Origin of the sequence: Nocardiopsis exhalans, from assembly GCF_024134545.1 — a bacterium.
Taxonomy (GTDB): domain Bacteria; phylum Actinomycetota; class Actinomycetes; order Streptosporangiales; family Streptosporangiaceae; genus Nocardiopsis; species Nocardiopsis exhalans.
This window is the reverse complement of sequence record NZ_CP099837.1, coordinates 2,352,029-2,371,318: the sequence shown is the minus strand read 5'-3', so window position 1 is coordinate 2,371,318 and position 19,290 is coordinate 2,352,029. Positions and strand designations below refer to the sequence as shown.

Sequence of the window (19,290 nt, the reverse complement as noted above, 5' to 3'; positions counted from 1 at the left end):
GCGGGCCCCGTGGAGGACGCGGCCGACACCCGGCCGACCACCCGACAGAGATGAACCCTCAACCTTTCCGCAACCGTTCCGATCCGGTTTCCCCGCCGGTGGCGGGCCGGGGCGCGATAGGCTTTGCGTCCGTGCGCGTCAGGTTGTCGGTATGCCCGCCGTTTGGCCGCATCCGGCGTGTTCGGATTGAAACGCACGTCTACTTGGAAAAGAAGAGGTATGCCCTTTCGTAAACCCCGCGACAAGGGTGTGCGTCGAACTGATGTGACGACAGAAACGTTGGTGGCCGGTGCCACCACGGCGCCACTCTCGGTCGAGTGGGACGCCGACCACGCCGTGACGGAGCTCTACCGAGAGCACTACCGTCCACTTGTTCGGCTTGCCGCCCTGCTGGTCCGTGACCACGCGACCGCGGAGGAAGTCGTTCAGGACGCCTTCGTGGCCATGCACGGAGCCTGGCGTCGTCTCAGGGACCCGAACAAGGCTCTGTCCTACCTCCGCCAGGCGGTGGTGAACAAGGCCAGGTCGGTGCTCCGTCACAGGGCCGTCGTCGAGAAGCACGCCCCGAAGGCCATGCCGGACGCGCCCAGCGCCGAGCACGGAGCCATGAACCTCCTGGAACGTGAGGCAGTCATCACGGGACTGCGTAAGCTACCCACCCGTCAGCGAGAGGCCATCGTGCTCCGGTACTACGGCGACCTGTCCGAGGCACAGATCGCGGACGCCATGGGCATCAGCCGAGGCGCGGTCAAGAGCCACACGTCGCGTGGCATCTCCGCCCTCCGCTCTGTACTGGAGCAGACGTCATGAGTACCCCCAACGAACGGAGCGAGCTGGAGTTCGAAGACCAGCTCCGCCAGATACTCAAGGCCGAGGCGGGCGAGGTCAGACCCTCAGGCGAGGGCCTCAACCTCATCCGTGAGCGGACCGAGCGCCAACGGGGCTCGGCGTGGTTCGGACTGCCGTGGCTGCGTCCAGCGTCAGCGGTGGCGGCGGCCGTTCTGATCGTCGCCTCGGTGATCATGTCGAGCCCGCAGGTAAGGGACCAGGTCCTGGAGATCGTCCCCGCCGGCGCCGACCGCGAGGGCGCCCCGCCCGAGGCTCAGCAGGGTGGTGGCGACAGTGTGGCGGCCCCCGAGCCCACGACGGACTCGGCCACCGGCACCAGCAAGCCGGAGGAGACGCCGGGGCAGGCCCCCGAGGACGAGACAGGCGCCGACGACGGCTCCTCCGCCGCCGAGGACGAGAGCTTGGAGTCCACCACCTCGTGCCCGCCCAGGGACGACGACGCCACCGCGACCAACGGGACGCGGGACGAGGACGAGAAGGACGACGATCGGGACAACCGCGGCTCGGACCACCCGGACTGCGACCCCGCCGACGAACCGGCGGACAAGCCCACCGACGAGCCCGGCAACGGCTCGGGCGGCGGCAACGGTGACGACCCCGAGGACGACGAGTCCGGCAACGGCTCCGGCGACGGTAGCGGCTCGGGCGGCGGTAACGGGGGCGGTTCCGGCAGCAACGGTGACGAGGAGAGCGGCACCAGCCAGAACTGACCGTTCGTCTGAGGAACTTCCGGTACACAGCGGAAGGGGCCCGCGGGATCTCTCCCGTGGGCCCCTTCCGCGTTCGTTCGGACCAGCGGTCCTGTGTCAGCGGTCCTGTGTTCGTTCAGACCGGTGGCGGAGTCACCAGCGGCCGGTGCGGGCCTGCAGGACCGACAGCGCGGCCACCCCGGCGGTGGAGGTGCGCAGGACCGACGGCCCCAGCAGGGAGCGGACCGCTCCGGCCTCGTCGAAGGCGGTGAGTTCGGCGTCGGAGATCCCGCCCTCGGGGCCGACCACCAGTACGATTCCGGCCCCGGTGCCCTCGTCTGCCCCGTCCTTGGGAAGGGGCAGCTCGGACAACCGCTGGGCCCCCTCCTCGTGCAGGACCACGGCCAGGTCCGCCTCGGCCAGCAGGGCGCTGACCCCTTTGCGGTCCAGCGGTTCGGTGACCTCGGGGGTCCGGGCGCGGCGGGCCTGCTTGGCCGCCTCCCGGGCGCTCGCCCGCCACTTGGCCAGGGCCTTGGCCCCGCGGTCGCCCTTCCACTGCGTGACACAGCGCTCGGCGGCCCAGGGCACGACGGCGTCGACCCCGGCCTCGGTCATCATCTCGACAGCGAGTTCACCCCGGTCCCGCTTGGGCAGGGCCTGCACCACGGTGATCCGCGGGGTCGGCTCGGGTTCGGCCAGGCGTTCCAGCACCCGGCAGACGAGCGTGTCCTTGCCGACGGCCTCGGCCACCTCACAGCGCACACGCAGGCCGAGACCGTCGGACAGGTCGACGGTCTCGCCCTCGCGGATGCGGCGGACCGCCACGGCGTGGCGGCCCTCCGGACCGTCCAGCCGAATCCGGTCACCCGTGAGGGCGGCCGGCTCGACCAGGAAGACCGGCGGGGTCACTTGGCGCCGAAGGCGTCGCGGAGCTTGGAGAAGAAACCGCCGTGACCGGGGCTGAAGCGACCCGGGTTCTCGTCCTCGCCGCGCAGCTCGGCGAACTTGCGCAGCAGGGCCTCCTGCTCCTCGTCCAGTTTGCTCGGGGTCTCCACGTCCACACGGATGCGCAGGTCGCCCCGGCCGCCGCCGTCGAGGTGGGTGACGCCCTTGCCCGGCAGCGTGATGACGTGGCCCGAGTTGGTGCCCGGACGCAGGTCGATGTTCTCGGTGCCGTCGAGGGTGTCGAAGGCGAAGGACGCGCCCAGAGCCGCCGCCGTCATCGGGACGGTGATGGTGCAGTGCAGGTCGTCGCCGCGACGCTCGAAGGTCGGGTGGGCCTTCTGGACGACCTCGAGGATGATGTCGCCGCGTGGTCCGCCGTTGGGGCCGACCTCGCCCTCGCCCGCGAGCTGGATACGGGTGCCGTCATCGACACCGGCGGGAATCTTGACGGTGCGGGTGACCTTCTCGCGCACCCGGCCCTCGCCCGCGCAGTCGCCGCAGGGGTTGGTGATGACCGAGCCCTGACCCGAGCACTGCGGGCAGGGACGCGAGGTCATGACCTGTCCGAGGAAGGAGCGCGTGACCTGGGATACCTCACCCTGGCCGTGGCACATCTCGCAGGTGCTCCGGTGCGAACCGGCCGCGGTGCCCTCACCCTGGCAGGTGTCGCACAGGATGGCGGTCGGGAAGGTGATCTCCTTGCTGACCCCGAACGCGGTCTCGACGAGGTCGAGTTCGATGCGGATCTTGATGCTGCGTCCGCGCCGGACCCGCTCCCGTGGGCCGCGCCCGCCGGGCTGGCCGCCGCCGAAGAAGGCGTTCATGATGTCGTCGAAGGCGAACCCGCCCGCGCCGCCGAACCCTCCGGCGCCGCCTCCGCCGCCGGGGGCGTAGGGGTCCTGACCCATGTCGAACATCCGACGCTTGTTCTCGTCGGAGAGGACCTCGTAGGCCTGGGTCACTTCCTTGAAGCGATCCTGGGTGGCGGGGTCCGGGTTGATGTCCGGGTGGAGCTCGCGCGCGAGCCTCCGGTACGCCTTCTTGATCTCGTCCTTGGACGCGTCGCGACGCACCCCGAGAACCTGGTAATAGTCTCTGGCCACTGAGTTACTGTCCTGCCAAAATCTGTCCGACATACCGAGCCACCGCACGGACGGCGCCCATTGTCCCTGGGTAGTCCATACGGGTGGGTCCCACCACACCGATCTTGGCCAGCGACTGGTTTCCCACACCGTAGTCGGCCGACACGATGGAAGTGGACCGAAGGCCTTCGTGGAAATTCTCCGCGCCGATGCGCACTGTGAGCATCGAGGGGTCCTTCGCCTCACCGAGCAAACGGATGAGGACCATGTTCTCTTCCAGTGCTTCGAGCACGTCCCGCAGGCTCGCCGCGAAGTCGACGGCCGCGAGGTTCGCGGTGCCTGCCAGGACGATCTTCTCCTCGTGCCGCTCGACGAGGCTCTCCAACAGGACCGACAGGACCGCTACCGCGACCGGGCGGTCCTCCGGCGCGACCTGCGCGGGCAGGTCCTCCACCGCGTCCGGGACATCTCCGAGGTGCTTTCCGGCGATGGCCCGGTTGAGCATGCCGCGCAGGTCGTTGACCGCGTTCTCGCTGACCGTTCCCAGTCCGTCGATGACGCGCTGCTCGACCCGCCCGGTGTTGGTGATGACGACCATCATGATGCGCTGGCTGCCGAGGGGCACCAGTTCCACGTGCTGGACCGACGAGCGGGTCAGCGACGGGTACTGGACGATCGCGACCTGCCGGGTGAGCTGCGCGAGCAGCCGTACCGTGCGGGCGACGATCTCGTCGAGGTCCACGGCGCCGCCGAGGAAGGACTCGATGGCGCGCCGTTCGGCCGCCGAGAGCGGCTTGACCGAGGAGAGGCGGTCGACGAAGAGCCGGTAGCCCTTGTCGGTGGGCACCCGTCCCGCACTGGTGTGCGGTTGGTGGATGTACCCGTCCTCCTCCAGGGCGACCATGTCGTTGCGGATGGTCGCCGGGGAGACACCGAGGGGGTGCCGGTCGGCCAACGCCCGTGAACCCACGGGTTCATTGGTGTTGACGAAATCCTCGACGACGGCACGCAGGACCGCGAGCTTGCGCTCATCCAGCAACTCGCCACCTCCTGGCACTCCAAGGTCCTCAGTGCTAATTCTATGCCCGGCCGCAAACCCGCACGGCTACCAGCAAGTAGTAACACGGGTACGGGGACCGCTTCTTCCCGAGGGGACCGGCGACGTGCGCCACCCGCTACCGGGCGCGGAGCCGCCTTCAGCAGTAGACTGCACCACCGTGGTTACCAAGGGAACCGGCCGTTACGGCCGCGATGTTCTGGCGGGAGACTGGCGACGGCCCAAGAAGGGTGCGGTACGCGAGATACCCCTCACCCGCGACCTGGTCGTGGAGGACGCCGACGAGACGTTCTGCGGTGCCGTGGTGTCCTGGGACAAGGCCGCGGTGACCCTGGAGGACCGGGACGGCCGCCGCCGGGTGTTCGAGCTGGGCCCGGCCGCCTTCCTGGTGGACGGGGAGCCGGTGACGCTGGTGCGTCCGGCCGCCGCCCCCCAAGGACCCGTGCGCAGCGCTTCGGGATCGATCGCGGTGACCGACGCGCGGGCGCGCACGGCCCGGGAGAGCCGGATCTACGTGGAGGGCGCCCACGACGCCGAGCTGGTCGAGAAGGTCTGGGGCCACGATCTGCGGGTGGAGGGCGTGGCCGTCGAGTTCCTGGAGGGGGTCGACGACCTCCCGTCCGTTGTGGCGGAGTTCTCACCCGGGCCGGGACGCCGTCTGGGGGTCCTGGTGGACCACCTGGTGCCGGGGTCCAAGGAGAGCCGGATCGCGGAGCGCGTCCGGGGTTCGGACGTGCTGGTGGTCGGGCACCCCTACGTGGACGTCTGGCAGGCGGTGCGGCCGCGCGCGGTGGGGATCGGGGCCTGGCCCGAGGTGCCTCGGGGCCTGCCGTGGAAGGAGGGTGTCGTGGACGCCCTGGGGTGGCGAATGGAGACGGGTGAGGCCTGGCGCCGCATCCTGGGTTCGGTCCGCGGCTACGGCGATCTCGAACCCTCGCTGCTGGGGCGGGTCGAGGAGCTCATCGACTTCGTCACGGGCCCGCACGACACGGAACTCGCGGAGCTCTGAGGGCACCGGCCCCCCGGTGCGCGGAACACTAGGATTGCCCCATCGCGTCGTCTGACGAGCGGGCCTCGGATCCCCGTGGTCCCCCTTGCCGGTTTCCGGCGGACACAACGACAGCCTCCGGCCCTCCGCGGTCGTCGGTACGGCCCGACCGGTTCGGGCAGCACATCACACGCCCCTCAACAGCGGAGCCAAGGAAGAGCATGAGCGAGACCCCGTCCAGTCCCCCGCCCCCTGACGAAGAGCCGGGGCAGCAGTACCCGCCGCAGCGGGATCCCGGCCAGGCTCAGCAGCCGCAGCAGCCGCAGCCCGGTTACGGCCAGCAACAGGGACAGCCTGGCCAACCGCAGGCTCAGCCGCAGCAGCCACAGCCGGGGCAGCAGCCCGGACAACAGCCGTACGGCCAGCCGCAGCAGCCCGGGTACGGACAACAGCCCCAGCAGCCCTACGGTCAGCCCAGCGGCGCACAGCCCGGGTACGGCCAGCAGCCCCAGCAGCAGTACGGTCAGCAGAGTGGCGCTCAGCCCGCGTGGGGCCAGCCCTCAGGCGGTCAGCCCCAGCAGCAGCCCGCGCAGCCGCAGCAACCCCAGCAGCCCTACGGTCAGCCCAGCGGCGCACAGCCGGGGTACGGTCAGCAGCCGCAGCAGCCGGGGTACGGTCAGCAGCCGGTACAGCCCCAGCCCGGACAACAGCAGCCTGATTACGGCCAGCAGTACGGCCAGCAGCCCCAGCACGGCCAACAGCAGTACGGTCAGCCGGTGCAGGCCCAGCAGCCGCAGTTCGGCCAGCCCGGGGCCTACGGACAGCCCGGCGGTGCGCAGGCCGGTTTCGGCCAACAGCCGCAGCCGCAGGCGCCGGGTGGCGGCAACGACATTCTGGTCGCGATGCTGGCCCACCTGTCCGGCTTCGTCATCGCCTGCCTGGGCTGGATCCCGCCGCTGGCGATCTACTTCGCCAAGCGGAACCAGTCACAGTTCGTCCGCCACCACGCGTCAGAAGCGGCGAACTTCCAGATCACCATGCTCATCCCGTACGTGTTCGCCGGCGTGGCTTTCTTCGGTCTGGGTATCTTCTTCCCCAACCTCTCCTGGATCGGTTACCTGCTCATCGCCCTCGTATGGATCCTTTCCATCGTCTTCGGCGTCATAGGAGCATCAGGAGCGAACAAGGGAACCTGGTACCGCTATCCGGCGAGTATCCGGCTCCTGAAGTAGAACCGAGGCCCCCGACACCGAGGAATCGTCATGTCCTATCAGAACAACCCGAACCCGGATGATCCCTACGACCAGGGCGGCCAGCAGCCCCACCAGGGTCCGTCCGGCGGCTACCCGCCCCCGGCCGACCCGCAGCAGGGCGGTTACCCCGGCCAGGGGGGCTACCCCGGTCAGGGCGGTTACCCCGGCCAGGGGGGCTACGGGCAGCCCCAACCCGGGCAGCCCGGCGGTTACGGTGTTCCCCACGGCCAGGGCGGTTACCCCGGGCAGCCCGGCGGCTACGCGCCCGGCCCCGGCTTCGGCGACTCCTCCGCGGTCACGGGGCAGCCGAACCAGGACGAGCGGACGATGGGTCTGCTCAGCCACCTGAGCGGCATCCTCTTCAGCGTCCTCGGACCGCTGGTCCTGTACCTGATCAAGAAGGACGAGTCGCCGTTCGTCCGCGACCAGGCCGCGCAGGCGCTGAACTTCCAGATCCTGCTGCTGATCGGCTACCTGATCTCGATGGTGCTGTACTTCATCCTCATCGGCGCGCTCATTCACTTGGCGCTCTGGGTGTGCGCGATCGTCTTCGGCATCATGGGGGCGATGGCTGCCAACAAGGGCGAGTGGTACCGCTACCCGTTCAACGTCAGCTGGATCAAGTAACACCGATCCCCGCGATCGACACCGAAGGGGTCCGGCATCGCGCCGGGCCCCTTCGTCGTGTCGGTCTTCCCTGGGTTCTCTGCCCGGGACGGCTCGGGTCGCCCCGGGTCTCGCCCCGGGGCGTCTCAGGTGTCTCAGGTGAGGTCGCGGACCACGGCGTCGGCGAGCAGCCGCCCCCGCCGGGTCAGCGCCGCGCGGCCCTCGGCGTGCGCCCGCGCGTCCAGGAGCCCTTCGCCGACCAGGCGTTCGGCCGCGGACAGCCCGCGGGCGTCCAGCAGGTCCAGCGGGCAGCCGCCGTCCACCCGCAGTTCGAGCAGGACGCGTTCGAAGCGGCGTTCGGCCTCGGTGAGGACCTCACGGGCCTGGGCCGGGCTGTCCCCCGCGGCCAGGCGGGCGGCGTAGGCGGCCGGGTGCTTGACGTTCCACCAGCGGGTTCCGCCCACGTGGCTGTGCGCGCCCGGACCGACCCCCCACCAGTGGCCGCCGGTCCAGTAGAGCATGTTGTGCGCGCTGCGGCCCTCGGTGCTACGGGCCCAGTTGGACACCTCGTAGGGGGTGTACCCGGCCTCGGCCAGGGCCTCGTCGGCCATGAGGTAGCGGTCGGCCATGGCGTCGTCGTCGGGTTCGGTGAGTTCGCCCCGCCGCACGCGCGCGGCCAGCCGGGTGCCGTCCTCGACGATCAGGGAGTAGGCGGAGACGTGGTCGGGTCCGGCACCGATCGCGGCTTCCAGGGAGGCCGCCCAGTCCTGGTCGCTCTCCCCCGGGGTGCCGTAGATGAGGTCGAGGTTGACGTGCTCGAAACCGGCCTCGCGCGCCCAGGTCACGCACTTTTCGGGGCGTCCCGGGGTGTGGCCGCGCTCCAGGATCCTGAGCACGTGCGGCTGGGCGCTCTGCATGCCGAAGGAGACCCGGGTGAACCCGGCCGCGCGCAGGCGGGCGAGGTAGTCGGGGTCGACGGTCTCGGGGTTGGCCTCGGTGGTGATCTCGGCGTCGGGGGTGAGCCCGAAGCGGTCGCGGATCTCACCGAGAACACGGCCGAGGTCCTCGGGTGACAGGAGTGTGGGTGTGCCGCCGCCGACGAAGACGGTGCTGACGCGGGGACGGTCGCCGGTCAGGACCCGGTCGGCCAGTGCGACCTCGGCCGCGGCCTGCTCCGCGTAGGTCTCGCGGGAGGCGGTGGCGGTGCCGTCGCGGGAGACGAGTTCGTCGGCGGTGTAGGTGTTGAAGTCGCAGTAGCCGCAGCGGGTGACGCAGAAGGGCACGTGGACGTAGAACCCGAGCGGGCGCTCCCCGATCTGGGCGAGCGAGGGTTCGGGAAGTTGCCCGGTCCGGGGCACGGGTTCGCCGTCGAGGGCTACGGATGGCATGTCTCCAGTGTCGCCGACCCGGCGGGGTGTCCCGGCACGGGTGACGGGAGGTCGCGGTCCGGTTCGGCGAAGGACCTCTCCGACCCAGGGGTGCGTGCGCGCAGCGCGCACCCCAGTGCTCGTACGTGCGGGTTCCGGGGCTCAGCGGCCCTGGGCAGCTTCCTGGGGGTCGCGGCGCGGCGGGACGGGGCTGTTCACGCGGGCCTCGGGGGTGACCGGTCCGGGCACGGAGACGGCGGGGGCGGTCGGGGCGGCCGCGGTGGAGCCGCGTACGACCAGTTCGGGGTCGAAGACGTACTCGGCATGGGAGACGGGGTGTCCGGCGATCTCGTCGCACAGGGCGCGGGCGGCGGCCATGGCCATGGCGTTGACCGGCTGGCGGACGGTGGTCAGGGGCGGGTCGGTGAAGGCGATGAGCTGGGAGTCGTCGTAGCCGACCACGGAGAAGTCCTGGGGGACGCGCAGGCCGCGCTGGCGGGCCGCGCGGATGGCGCCCAGCGCCATGATGTCGGAGCCGCAGACCATCGCGGTGACGCCGCGTTCGATGAGGCGGACCGCGGCGGCGTGGCCGCCCTCCACGCCGAACAGGGAGAGTTCGACGAGGCCGTCGCCGTCCAGGCCGTGCTCGGCCAACGCCTGGTGGAAGCCCTCCAGCTTGCGGCGGACCGGGACGTAGCGTTCGGGGCCGCTGGTGAAGCCGATGCGGGTGTGGCCGAGGGCGACCAGGTGGTTGACGGCCAGGCGTCCGGCCTCGCGGTCGTCGGCGGAGATGAAGGCCGCGGGGATGGACTCGGTGTAGCCGTTGACGAGCACGATCGGCAGGCGGCGGGAGACCAGGGTCTGGTAGCGCTCGTGCGAGGCCGTGGTGTCGGCGTGCTTGCCGGAGACGAAGAGGATGCCGGAGACGTTGCGCTCCAGGAGGAGTTCCACGTACTCGTCCTCGGATATCCCGCCCGGGGTCTGGGTGCACAGCACCGGGGTGTACCCGCGCTGGGCCAGGGCCCCCTCCGCCGCCTGGGCGAACATCGGGAAGACCGGGTTGTCCAGTTCGGGGATCACCATGCCGACCAGCCCGGCGGAGCGCTGCCGCAGTCGGGCGGGGCGCTCGTATCCGAGCACGTCGAGCGCGGTCAGGACGGCCTTGCGGGTGTCGCTGCCGACGCCGGGCTTGTCATTGAGCACCCGCGAGACGGTTGCCTCGCTGACGCCTGCGTGCCGCGCTATGTCGGCAAGTCGTGGACCCATGCGGACAACTCTAGTCGAGATTACCGTCACAGGGATGAAAGTTGGCGGTAATCTTGCGCAAGAACTTGCAGACGCGACCCGGAAGGACCCCCGCAGATGAAGCACCAGTCGCACTGGTGGCGCGAGGCCGCCATCTACCAGATCTACGTGCGCAGCTTCGCCGACTCCAACGGGGACGGGGAGGGCGACCTGGCGGGCATCCGTGAACGCCTCCCGCACCTGGCCGAGCTCGGCGTGGACGCGATCTGGCTCACCCCCTTCTACGTCTCGCCGCTGGCCGACGGGGGTTACGACGTCGCCGACTACCGCGACGTCGACCCCCGCTTCGGCACCCTGGAGGACTTCGACGCCCTCCTGGCGACCGCCCACGAGCTGGGCATCCGGATGATCATCGACGTGGTCCCCAACCACTCCTCCTCAGCGCACCGCTGGTTCCGTGAGGCCGTGGCAGCCGAGCCGGGCAGCGCCGCCCGCGCCCGGTACATCTTCCGGGACGGCAAGGGTGAGGGCGGCGACGAGCCGCCCAACAACTGGAACTCGATCTTCGGCGGCCCGGCCTGGACCCGCCTCAAGACCGAGGACGGCACCCCCGAGCAGTGGTACCTGCACCTGTTCGACGCCGAGCAGCCCGACTTCGACTGGACCAACCAGGAGGTGCACGACGAGTTCGACGACGTCCTGCGTTTCTGGCTGGACCGGGGTGTGGACGGGTTCCGGATCGACGTGGCGCACGGCATGGTCAAGGACCCGGCCCTGCCCGACATCGACCCCGACGCCAAGGCCGACCTGCTCGACGGCAGCACCTCGCTGCCCTACTTCGACCAGGACGGCGTGCACGAGATCTACCGCCGCTGGTCGCGCATCGCCGCCGAGTACCCGGGCGACCGGACGATGGTGGCCGAGGCCTGGGTGGAGGACGCCGAGCGGGTGGCGCGCTACCTGCGCCCGGACGAGCTGCACCAGGCGTTCAACTTCGAGTACCTCACCGCGCCGTGGGACGCCGCGCGGCTGCGTGAGGTGATCGACGGTTCGCTGGCAGCCAACGGCGCCGTGGGCGCGACCACCACGTGGGTGCTGTCCAACCACGACGTCACCCGGCACGTCACCCGCTTCGGCGGCGGCGAGCAGGGGCTGCGCCGGGCGCGTGCGGCCACCCTGCTGATGCTGGGCCTGCCCGGTTCGGTCTACCTCTACCAGGGCGAGGAGCTGGGCCTTCCCGAGGTCACCGACCTGCCGGAGGAATCCCTTCAGGACCCCACGTGGGAGCGCTCGGGCCGCACCGAACGCGGCCGCGACGGCTGCCGCGTGCCGCTGCCGTGGGAGGGTCAGGCCGCACCGTTCGGCTTCGGCCCCGAGGGCACCACGCCGTGGCTGCCGGTCCCCGAGGCGTGGGCGGGCCTGGCGCGCTCCGCCCAGCGCGGGGTTCAGGGTTCGACGCTGGAGCTGTACACCACCGCGCTCGGTCTGCGCCGCGAGCTGGACGCCCTGGGCGACGGCTCGATGAACTGGCTGGACTCCCCGGAGGGCGTTCTGTACTTCGAGCGCGAGCCGGGTGTGCGGGTCGCGGTGAACCTGACCGACGCGGCGGTCGAGCTGTCCGCCTCCGGTGAGGTCCTGGTGGCCAGCGGCCCGGGCACAGAGTTGTCCGGTGGCACGCTGTCGCTGCCCGCCGAGACCTCGGTGTGGCTGCGCGCCTGATCCGGCGCTGAGTTCCGGGTGCCGGGCGGCCCGCACGCCGTCCGGCACCCGCACCCGCCCGCGCGTTCCTGCACAGGCGCACGCTCACGCCTGAGCCCGCGCCTACGCGCGGCTCCTCTTCCTCACCCTTTCGCCTGCCTCCCTCCTCCCTTTCCTCTTCATCCGCGGGGCACCCTCCCGCCCGTTAGCCCGGGCCCCGCCAGTCACCCCTGGAGACCGCCATGAGGTCACGACTTTCCCTGTGCTCGGTGGGTCTGGTGCTCGCCCTGACCGCCTGCTCCGCCGCCGACGAGGTCGACGAGTACTCGTCGATTCCGCTGACCATCTGGGCCGACGAGGACCGCGCCCAGGCCATGCGAACCTTCGCCGAGGCCTTCGCCCGCGACGCCAACCGCCCGGTGGAGGTGATCGTCGTGGACCACGAGGAGCTGCGCGCCAGCTTCCTGAGCTCGCACGCCACCGGGCTGGGCCCGGACCTGCTCGTGGGACCGCACGACTGGACCGGTGAGCTGGCCGCCGCCGGGGCGATCGTGCCGGTCGGACTGGAGCCGGAGGACGCCGACCTGTTCTCACCCGGTGCCGTGGAAGCGGTCAGCTACGAGGGCAGGGTCTACGGAGTTCCCTACGCCACCGAGAACCTGGCGCTGTTCCGCAACACGGACCTGGCCCCGGAGGCACCGACCTCGCTGGAGGACATGCTGGAGACCGGCACGGACCTGGTGGACTCGGGTTCGGCCAGCCAGGCGCTGAGCATTCAGGTGGGCGCGGAGGGCGACGCCTACCACATCCACCCCTTCTTCACCTCGGCCGGCGGTTACCTGTTCGGCGAGGACGCCTCGGGCGACCCCGATCCCACGGACCTGGGTGTGGCCGCGCCGGAGTCGATCGCCGCCTTCGAGCTGCTGGCCGAGCTCGGGGAGGAGGGCTCAGGGGTGCTGAACCGGACCACCGACTCGGCCAACGCGACCTCCCTGTTCACCTCCGGACAGGCTCCGTTCCTGGTCAGCGGACCGTGGAGTGTGGCCTCGGCCCAGGAGGAGGGCGTACCGTTCGCGGTGGACCCGGTGCCCTCGTTCGCGGAGGGAGCCAAGGCCCGCCCGCTGATCGGTGTGCAGGCGTTCTACGTGGCTTCCGGGGCCAGCGACCCGGATCTCGGGCAGAGCCTGGCCCAGGCGATCCTGGACGACCCCGAGCTCTCGGTGATCCTGCACGAGGCGGACCCGCGCGTGCCCGCCCTGGACGAGGCGTTGCAGATGGTGACCGACCAGGACCCGAACCTGGAGGCCTTCCAGCGTGCGGGCGAGGGTGGGCTGCCGATGCCCGCGATCCCCGAGATGGAACTGGTCTGGAGCCCGTTCTCGCAGGCCAGCGCGGACATCATCGGTGGCGCGGACCCCGCCGAGGCGTTGGCCGAGGCCGAGCGGCTGATCGTCGAGGGCTTCGGAGAGTAGCTCCGCGGCCGGGGCGAGCGTCAAAGGACCACGTTTTTATTACCCAGCGCGACGGCCCTGGCACCCTTCGGCAGGGAACACCTTTCCGTTTCCGGGGTGTTTCCACATCTTTATCCACAGCGACTGCAAAGCCTTTCAAAGGCTGCAAGTTATTGCTAACGTCACATCACCAAGCATGCCCGCAACGGACCCGGTTCCGCCGGTGGACCGCATGCACAGCACCTCCGATCAGTCCTCCCGGAAGGAAGACACCATGAGATCCCGCAGCGCGTCAGCGGTCGCCGGTATCGCCGCGATCGCCCTTATGGCGACAGCGTGCAACAGCGACGACTCGGACGGAGGCGACGAGGGCACCGCAGAGGGCACGCTCGTCATCTGGTCCGACCCCGAGCGCGCCGACGCCATCCAGGGTGCGGCCGCCGAGTTCGCCGAGGCCAACGGCATCGAGGTGGACGTCCAGGGCCTGGCCTTCGACGACATCCAGGGCGACCTGCTCAACGCCCACCAGGCCGGTAACGCGCCCGACGTCTTCATCGGCGCTCACGACTGGACCGGCAACCTGGTCCGCAACGGCGCCGTCACCCCGGTCGAGCTGACCGGCGACCAGGCCGGCGGCGTGGACGAGACCGCCGTCGAGGCGCTCTCCTTCGACGGACAGCTCTTCGGTGTTCCGTACTCGCAGGAGAACATCTTCCTGATGCGCAACACGGACCTGGCCCCGGACGCCCCGGAAACGTTCGAGGAGCTCGTCGAGGTCGGCACCGAGCTCAAGGACGCGGGCGACACCAGCGAGGTCCTGGCCATGGCCGTGGGCCAGGAGGGCGAGCCCTTCCGGATGAACGCGCTGTTCACCTCCGCGGGCGGCTACCTGTTCGGCCAGGACGACACCGGCACCTGGGACCCCTCGGACCTGGGCGTGGGCTCGGACGAGTCCATCGCGGCCATGGAGAAGATCGCCGAGTACGGCGAGGACGGCGAAGGGGTGCTGCGCCGCTCCATCGACACCGAGAACGACGCCAACCTCTTCTACGAGGAGGAGGCGCCCTTCTTCATCGCCGGTCCGTGGAACATCGGTGACGCCAACGAGGCGGGCATCGACTTCGAGATCAGCCCCATCCCGGGCTTCGAGGGCGAGAACCCGGCCAGCCCCTACATCGGCTACCAGGCGTTCTTCGTCACCGAGGGCAGCGCCAACAGCGCCCTGGCCCAGGAGTTCGTGACCAACTACGTCACCTCCACCGACTTCATCCTCAGCCTCTACGAGGCCGACCCGCGCACCCCGGTGCAGACCGAGGCCCTGGAGTCCGTCTCCGCCGACGACCCCAACATCGCGGCGATCGCCGAGGCCGGTGCCGAGGGCATGCCGATGCCGTCCATCCCCGAGATGGGTGAGACCTGGGAGCCGCTGGGCCAGGCCCAGGCCCAGGCCATCGCGGGCAACGACGTCCGCGAGGCCATGGAGGCCGCCCACAACACCATCGCCGAGCAGATCGGCGAGTAGTGGTGGCCTCCTCCAGCCCCGACAGCGCGGGCGCCCCCTCCCAGGGGGCGCCCGCCCGTCCACCGCTGCCCGGAGGGCGGTTCGCCGCCAACGGGTCGATCGTCGGGCAACTCGTCAAGATCGCTCTGCTCAGCCTGTTCACCGCCTTCGGTGTGTGGGCGGTCCTGCCGCTGTACGTGGCTGGGAACTGGTGGGGCATCGGCCTGGTCGTCGCGGTGGTCGGCCTGGTCTACTACGTCTACCTGTCCAAGCGCACCGTCCCGGCGAAGTACCTCGTACCGGGTGTGGTCTTCCTCCTGGCCTTCCAGATCATCCCGGTGCTCTACACGATGAGCACCTCGGTCACCAACCTCAGTGACGGCCACCGGGGCGACAAGGACCGGGCGATCGCCGCCATCGAGGCGTTCTCGGTCACCCGCGACCCCGACTCCCCCGAATACGTCCTGACCGTGGCCACCACCGGCGACCCCGACACCGGCGAGCTGGTCTTCCTGCTCACCGACTCCGAGGGCAACGCCTACGCGGGCACCGACGAGGGGCTGAGCGAGCTCGGCGGCGCCGACGTCGACCAGGCGGGGAAGGTGACCGACGCGTTCGGGTACACGCTCCTTTCCCCCGCCGAGGTGAACGCGCGCAGCGACGAGCTCCAGGAGTTCGCGGTCCCCACTCGGGACGGCGCCGGAATCCGCTCCAGCGGCCTGTCCAGCGCTTTCGAGGGCAGCGCCATCCGGGTCTACGACGAGGCCTGCGACTGCGTCACCGACACCGAGACCGGCGAGGTCTACACGGCCGACAACGACCGCGGCGCCTTCTACAACGAGGACGGACAGCGGCTGGCCCAGGGCTGGCAGGTCAACGTCGGGCTCGACAACTTCGCCCGCTTCCTGCTCAACCCGACCTTCGCCAGCTCGTTCTTCGGCATCCTGCTGTGGAACATCACCTTCGCGGTGGCCGTTACCGGTCTGGTCTTCGTGGTGGGCCTGGCGGTCGCCATGACCCTGCACGTGCCCAGGATGCGCGGCAAGACCTTCTACCGCATCCTGGTGATCCTGCCGTACGCCATGAGCTCGTTGGCCATGTACCTGCTGTGGCGGGACATGTTCAACACCGACTTCGGGCTGTTCAACCGGATGCTCGGCCTCCAGGTCGACTGGTTGGGCGACGTGTGGACCGCGCGGGCGGCGGTCATCCTCACCAACGTGTGGCTGGGCTACCCGTACATGTTCCTGGTGGCCACCGGTGCCCTGCAGGCCATCCCGCGTGAGCTGGGCCAGGCCGCCCAGATCGACGGCGCGGGGCCGTGGCAGGCCTTCCGGCACGTCACCCTGCCGCTGCTGATGGTCGCCATGACCCCGATCCTCATCGCCACGTTCGCGTTCAACTTCAACAACTTCAACGCGGTGTGGCTGATCACCAGGGGCGGCCCGTTCTCACCGGACAACCCGACGGCCGGCGGCACGGACCTGCTCATCACCTACACCTACCGGCTGGCCTTCAGCGAGGCCACAGCCCAGTACGGGTACGCGGCGGCGCTGTCGGTGATGATCTTCCTGATCGTCTCGGTGATCTCCATCGTCAGTCTGAGCCGGAGCAAGGCACTCAAGGAGGTGGACCGATGACGGCTACCGTTCCTGACGCGGTGCGCACGCCCTACCGGCGCAGCGGCGCCACCCGGTTCGCGCTGTGGGCACAGCGCCTGGGCTGGCGGCACGTGGTCATGTGGGTGGTCGCGGCCTTCGCGGTCTTCCCCGTGCTGTTCGTGGTCTCGGCCGCGCTCAACCCGGTCGGCACCCTGAGCAGCTCACAGCTGTGGCCGACCGGAGCGAGTCTGGCCAACGCCCAGGACCTGTTCCAGAACACGCCGTTCACCACCTGGTACGCGAACTCGCTGTTCTTCGCGCTCACCAACGCGGTGGTGACGGTGCTGCTCTCCGCGCTGGCGGCCTACGCCTTCAGCCGGATGCGGTTCAAGGGTCGGCGGGTGGGCCTGATCGGCCTGCTCATCATCCAGATGTTCCCGCAGTTCCTGGCGATCGTGGCGATCTACCTGATGTTCTCCAACATCGGGGAGCTCTACCCGGCGATCGGCTTCGACACCCGCTGGGGTCTGCTGCTGGTCTATCTGGGCGGTGCGCTGAGCATCAACACGTGGCTGATGAAGGGCTTCTTCGACACCGTGCCGAAGGAGCTGGACGAGTCCGCGCAGATCGACGGCGCCACGCACGCGCAGGTGTTCTTCCGGATCATGCTGCCGCTGGTGACCCCGGTACTGGCGATCGTGGCACTGCTGGTGTTCATCTCCACCATCAACGAGTTCCTGATGGCGAGCGTGTTCCTGCGGGACACCGACGCCAAGACGTTGGGGCTGGGGCTCTACCAACTGGTGGCCTCGCAGCGCAACGCCAACTTCGGGATGTTCGCGGTGGGCGCCATCATGCTGTCCCTGCCGACGTTGACCGTGTTCTGGTTCCTCCAGCGCTACATCAGCGACGGCCTGACCGCCGGAGCGGTCAAGGGCTAGGCTCCGCGGATACACGAGGCACACGCAAGGAGGGGCGCTCCCGTAGGGGCGCCCCTCCTTCGTCGTGTACCGGCCCGGCTGTGGTCCGGGCGGCGGCCCGGGTGGCGGTGTGCCCGCCGGGCCGGACACGGCTACTTCTTCTTCTTGTCCTCGGCACCGCTGGTGTCGGTGGACAGCGCGGAGATGAAGGCCTCCTGGGGTACCTCGACCCGGCCGACCATCTTCATCCGCTTCTTGCCCTCCTTCTGCTTCTCCAGCAGCTTGCGCTTACGGCTGATGTCGCCGCCGTAGCACTTGGAGAGCACGTCCTTGCGGATGGCGCGGATGTTCTCACGGGCGATGACGCGGGCGCCGATGGCGGCCTGGACGGGCACCTCGAACTGCTGCCGCGGGATGAGCTCGCGCAGCTTCTTGGTCATCTCGACGCCGTAGGCGTAGGCCTTCTCCTTGTGCACGATCGCGGAGAACGCGTCGACCGGCTCGCCCTGGAGGAGGATGTCGACCTTGACCAGGTCGGCCTGCAGCTCGCCGATGGGCTCGTAGTCCAGGGAGGCGTAGCCCTTGGTCCGGGACTTGAGCGCGTCGAAGAAGTCGAAGACGATCTCCGCCATGGGGAGCTTGTACCGCATCTCGACGCGGTCCTCGGAGAGGTAGTCCATGCCCTGGAGCTCGCCGCGGCGTTCCTGGCACAGCTCCATGATCTGGCCGATGTGGTCCGAGGGGCTGAGCACGGTGGCCTTGACCATCGGCTCGTAGATGGCGTCGATCTTGCCGGTGGGGAACTCACTGGGGTTGGTCACCACGTGCTCGGCGCCGTCCTCCATGTCCACCCGGTAGATCACGTTGGGCGCGGTGGAGATGAGGTCGAGGTTGAACTCGCGCTCCAGGCGGGCCCTGGTGATCTCCAGGTGGAGCAGCCCGAGGAAGCCGCAGCGGAAGCCGAAGCCCAGGGCGGCGGAGGTCTCCGGCTCGAAGGCCAGGGCGGCGTCGTTGAGCTGGAGCTTCTCCAGGGCGTCGCGCAGCACCGGGTAGTCGGTGCCCTCGATCGGGTACAGACCAGAGAACACCATGGGCTTGGGTTCCTGGTAGCCGCCGAGCATCTCCGTGGCGGGCTTGTTCAGGGTGGTGATGGTGTCACCGACCTTGGACTGGCGCACGTCCTTCACACCGGTGATGATGTAGCCGACCTCGCCCACACCCAGGCCCTGGCTCTTGGTCGGCTCGGGCGAGCTGACCCCGATCTCCAGGATCTCGTGGGAGGCCTTGGTGGACATCATCTGGATGCGCTCACGCGGGCTGAGCTTGCCGTCGATGACCCGCACGTAGGTGACCACACCGCGGTAGGTGTCGTAGACCGAGTCGAAGATCATCGCGCGGGCCGGGGCGTCGGCCTCACCGACCGGCGCGGGGATCTGGTTGACGATCTCGTTGAGGAGCTCCTCGACGCCCTCACCGGTCTTGGCGCTGACCCTGAGTACGTCGGAGGGCTCACAGCCGATGATCCCGGCGATCTCCTCGGCGTACTTCTCAGGCTGGGCCGCGGGAAGGTCGATCTTGTTCAGGACCGGGATGATCGTGAGGTCGTTGTCCAGCGCCATGTAGAGGTTGGCGAGGGTCTGCGCCTCGATGCCCTGCGCGGCGTCGACCAGCAGGACCGCGCCCTCACAGGCGGCCAGGGAACGCGACACCTCGTAGGTGAAGTCGACGTGGCCGGGGGTGTCGATGAGGTCCAGCGTGTACGTCTTGTCGTCCAACGCGGTGAACGGGATGCGCACCGCCTGCGACTTGATCGTGATGCCGCGCTCGCGCTCGATGTCCATGCGGTCCAGGTACTGGGCGCGCATCTGGCGGTCCTCGACGACCCCGGTGATCTGGAGCATCCGGTCGGCCAGCGTCGACTTGCCATGGTCGATGTGCGCGATGATGCAGAAGTTGCGGATCAGCGCGGGATCGGTCCAGTTCGGCTGTGCCACCGTGCTCCGTTCACAGGGTTGGGTCCGGGTCGTGTGCGCCGAGG

General features: G+C 69.7%; 18 protein-coding genes. 10 read left to right on the top strand and 8 right to left on the bottom strand.

What is annotated here, in order from left to right:
- The first annotated feature begins 279 nt into the window (after nt 1-279).
- Both NE857_RS10615 and NE857_RS10610 read left to right on the top strand, forming a co-directional pair.
- A complete protein-coding gene (locus tag NE857_RS10615) occupies nt 280-810 on the top strand; it encodes a SigE family RNA polymerase sigma factor (RefSeq protein WP_026116355.1) in 531 nt (176 codons plus the stop codon).
- Nucleotides 807-1,559 (top strand): hypothetical protein, encoded by a 753-nt coding sequence (locus NE857_RS10610; protein WP_254420841.1) that lies wholly within the window; start codon nt 807-809, stop codon nt 1,557-1,559. The genes NE857_RS10615 and NE857_RS10610 overlap by 4 nt, the downstream gene beginning before the upstream one ends.
- A gap of 132 nt (nt 1,560-1,691) precedes the next feature.
- Here NE857_RS10610 and NE857_RS10605 read toward each other — a convergent pair whose 3' ends face one another.
- From NE857_RS10605 to hrcA, 3 genes are read right to left on the bottom strand one after another with little or no spacing between them, the layout of a single operon-like run.
- The gene (locus tag NE857_RS10605; protein WP_254420840.1) at nt 1,692-2,447 is read right to left on the bottom strand and encodes a 16S rRNA (uracil(1498)-N(3))-methyltransferase; all 756 of its coding nucleotides are present in this window, start codon (nt 2,445-2,447) and stop codon (nt 1,692-1,694) included.
- Nucleotides 2,444-3,586 (bottom strand): molecular chaperone DnaJ, encoded by a 1,143-nt coding sequence (gene dnaJ / locus NE857_RS10600; RefSeq protein ID WP_017579604.1) that lies wholly within the window; start codon nt 3,584-3,586, stop codon nt 2,444-2,446. The genes NE857_RS10605 and dnaJ overlap by 4 nt, the downstream gene beginning before the upstream one ends.
- 4 nt (nt 3,587-3,590) lie before the next feature.
- Nucleotides 3,591-4,604, bottom strand: coding sequence for a heat-inducible transcriptional repressor HrcA (hrcA, locus tag NE857_RS10595; protein ID WP_017579603.1), 1,014 nt, complete (start codon nt 4,602-4,604; stop codon nt 3,591-3,593).
- Between the two features lie 178 nt (nt 4,605-4,782).
- Between hrcA and NE857_RS10590 the strand changes: the two genes are divergently transcribed.
- Nucleotides 4,783-5,631, top strand: a complete 849-nt coding sequence (locus NE857_RS10590; RefSeq protein WP_254420839.1) for a DUF3097 domain-containing protein — start codon at nt 4,783-4,785, stop codon at nt 5,629-5,631.
- Between the two features lie 176 nt (nt 5,632-5,807).
- Here the strand turns inward: NE857_RS10590 and NE857_RS10585 are convergent, their stop codons facing one another.
- Both NE857_RS10585 and NE857_RS10580 read right to left on the bottom strand, forming a co-directional pair.
- Nucleotides 5,808-6,059, bottom strand: coding sequence for a hypothetical protein (locus tag NE857_RS10585; protein ID WP_254420838.1), 252 nt, complete (start codon nt 6,057-6,059; stop codon nt 5,808-5,810).
- Between the two features lie 111 nt (nt 6,060-6,170).
- Nucleotides 6,171-6,524, bottom strand: coding sequence for a hypothetical protein (locus NE857_RS10580; RefSeq protein WP_254420837.1), 354 nt, complete (start codon nt 6,522-6,524; stop codon nt 6,171-6,173).
- On the opposite strand from NE857_RS10580, the gene NE857_RS10575 reads away from it, so the two are divergent.
- Nucleotides 6,513-6,842, top strand: coding sequence for a DUF4870 domain-containing protein (locus tag NE857_RS10575; protein ID WP_017579599.1), 330 nt, complete (start codon nt 6,513-6,515; stop codon nt 6,840-6,842). The two genes, NE857_RS10580 and NE857_RS10575, sit on opposite strands and share 12 nt — an antisense overlap.
- Nucleotides 6,843-6,872: 30 nt before the next feature.
- The gene (locus NE857_RS10570; protein ID WP_254420836.1) at nt 6,873-7,490 is read left to right on the top strand and encodes a DUF4870 domain-containing protein; all 618 of its coding nucleotides are present in this window, start codon (nt 6,873-6,875) and stop codon (nt 7,488-7,490) included.
- Between the two features lie 134 nt (nt 7,491-7,624).
- On the opposite strand, the gene hemW is transcribed toward NE857_RS10570, so the two are convergent.
- Together hemW and NE857_RS10560 are read right to left on the bottom strand one after the other, a co-directional pair.
- Nucleotides 7,625-8,857, bottom strand: coding sequence for a radical SAM family heme chaperone HemW (hemW, locus tag NE857_RS10565; protein ID WP_254420835.1), 1,233 nt, complete (start codon nt 8,855-8,857; stop codon nt 7,625-7,627).
- Nucleotides 8,858-8,998: 141 nt separating this feature from the next.
- Complete coding sequence (locus NE857_RS10560; RefSeq protein WP_254420834.1) at nt 8,999-10,102, bottom strand: LacI family DNA-binding transcriptional regulator; 1,104 nt, start codon at nt 10,100-10,102, stop codon at nt 8,999-9,001.
- A gap of 96 nt (nt 10,103-10,198) precedes the next feature.
- Between NE857_RS10560 and NE857_RS10555 the strand changes: the two genes are divergently transcribed.
- The 5 genes from NE857_RS10555 (at nt 10,199) to NE857_RS10535 (ending at nt 17,273) form a co-directional block, all read left to right on the top strand.
- Nucleotides 10,199-11,800, top strand: a complete 1,602-nt coding sequence (locus NE857_RS10555) for a glycoside hydrolase family 13 protein (RefSeq protein WP_254420833.1) — start codon at nt 10,199-10,201, stop codon at nt 11,798-11,800.
- A 221-nt stretch (nt 11,801-12,021) separates the two neighbouring features.
- Complete coding sequence (locus NE857_RS10550; protein WP_254420832.1) at nt 12,022-13,251, top strand: sugar ABC transporter substrate-binding protein; 1,230 nt, start codon at nt 12,022-12,024, stop codon at nt 13,249-13,251.
- A 253-nt stretch (nt 13,252-13,504) separates the two neighbouring features.
- Complete coding sequence (locus NE857_RS10545; RefSeq protein ID WP_254420831.1) at nt 13,505-14,752, top strand: sugar ABC transporter substrate-binding protein; 1,248 nt, start codon at nt 13,505-13,507, stop codon at nt 14,750-14,752.
- Nucleotides 14,752-16,371: an ABC transporter permease subunit gene (locus NE857_RS10540; RefSeq protein ID WP_254420830.1), complete on the top strand. Its 1,620-nt coding sequence runs from the start codon at nt 14,752-14,754 to the stop codon at nt 16,369-16,371. The genes NE857_RS10545 and NE857_RS10540 overlap by 1 nt, the downstream gene beginning before the upstream one ends.
- Nucleotides 16,368-17,273 carry a sugar ABC transporter permease gene (locus NE857_RS10535; RefSeq protein WP_254420829.1) on the top strand — a complete coding sequence of 302 codons (906 nt, stop codon included), beginning with the start codon at nt 16,368-16,370 and terminating at the stop codon, nt 17,271-17,273. Before NE857_RS10540 ends, NE857_RS10535 begins: the two co-directional genes overlap by 4 nt.
- A 131-nt stretch (nt 17,274-17,404) precedes the next feature.
- Here NE857_RS10535 and lepA read toward each other — a convergent pair whose 3' ends face one another.
- Nucleotides 17,405-19,246: a translation elongation factor 4 gene (lepA, locus tag NE857_RS10530; RefSeq protein WP_254420828.1), complete on the bottom strand. Its 1,842-nt coding sequence runs from the start codon at nt 19,244-19,246 to the stop codon at nt 17,405-17,407.
- Nucleotides 19,247-19,290: the final 44 nt, after the last annotated feature.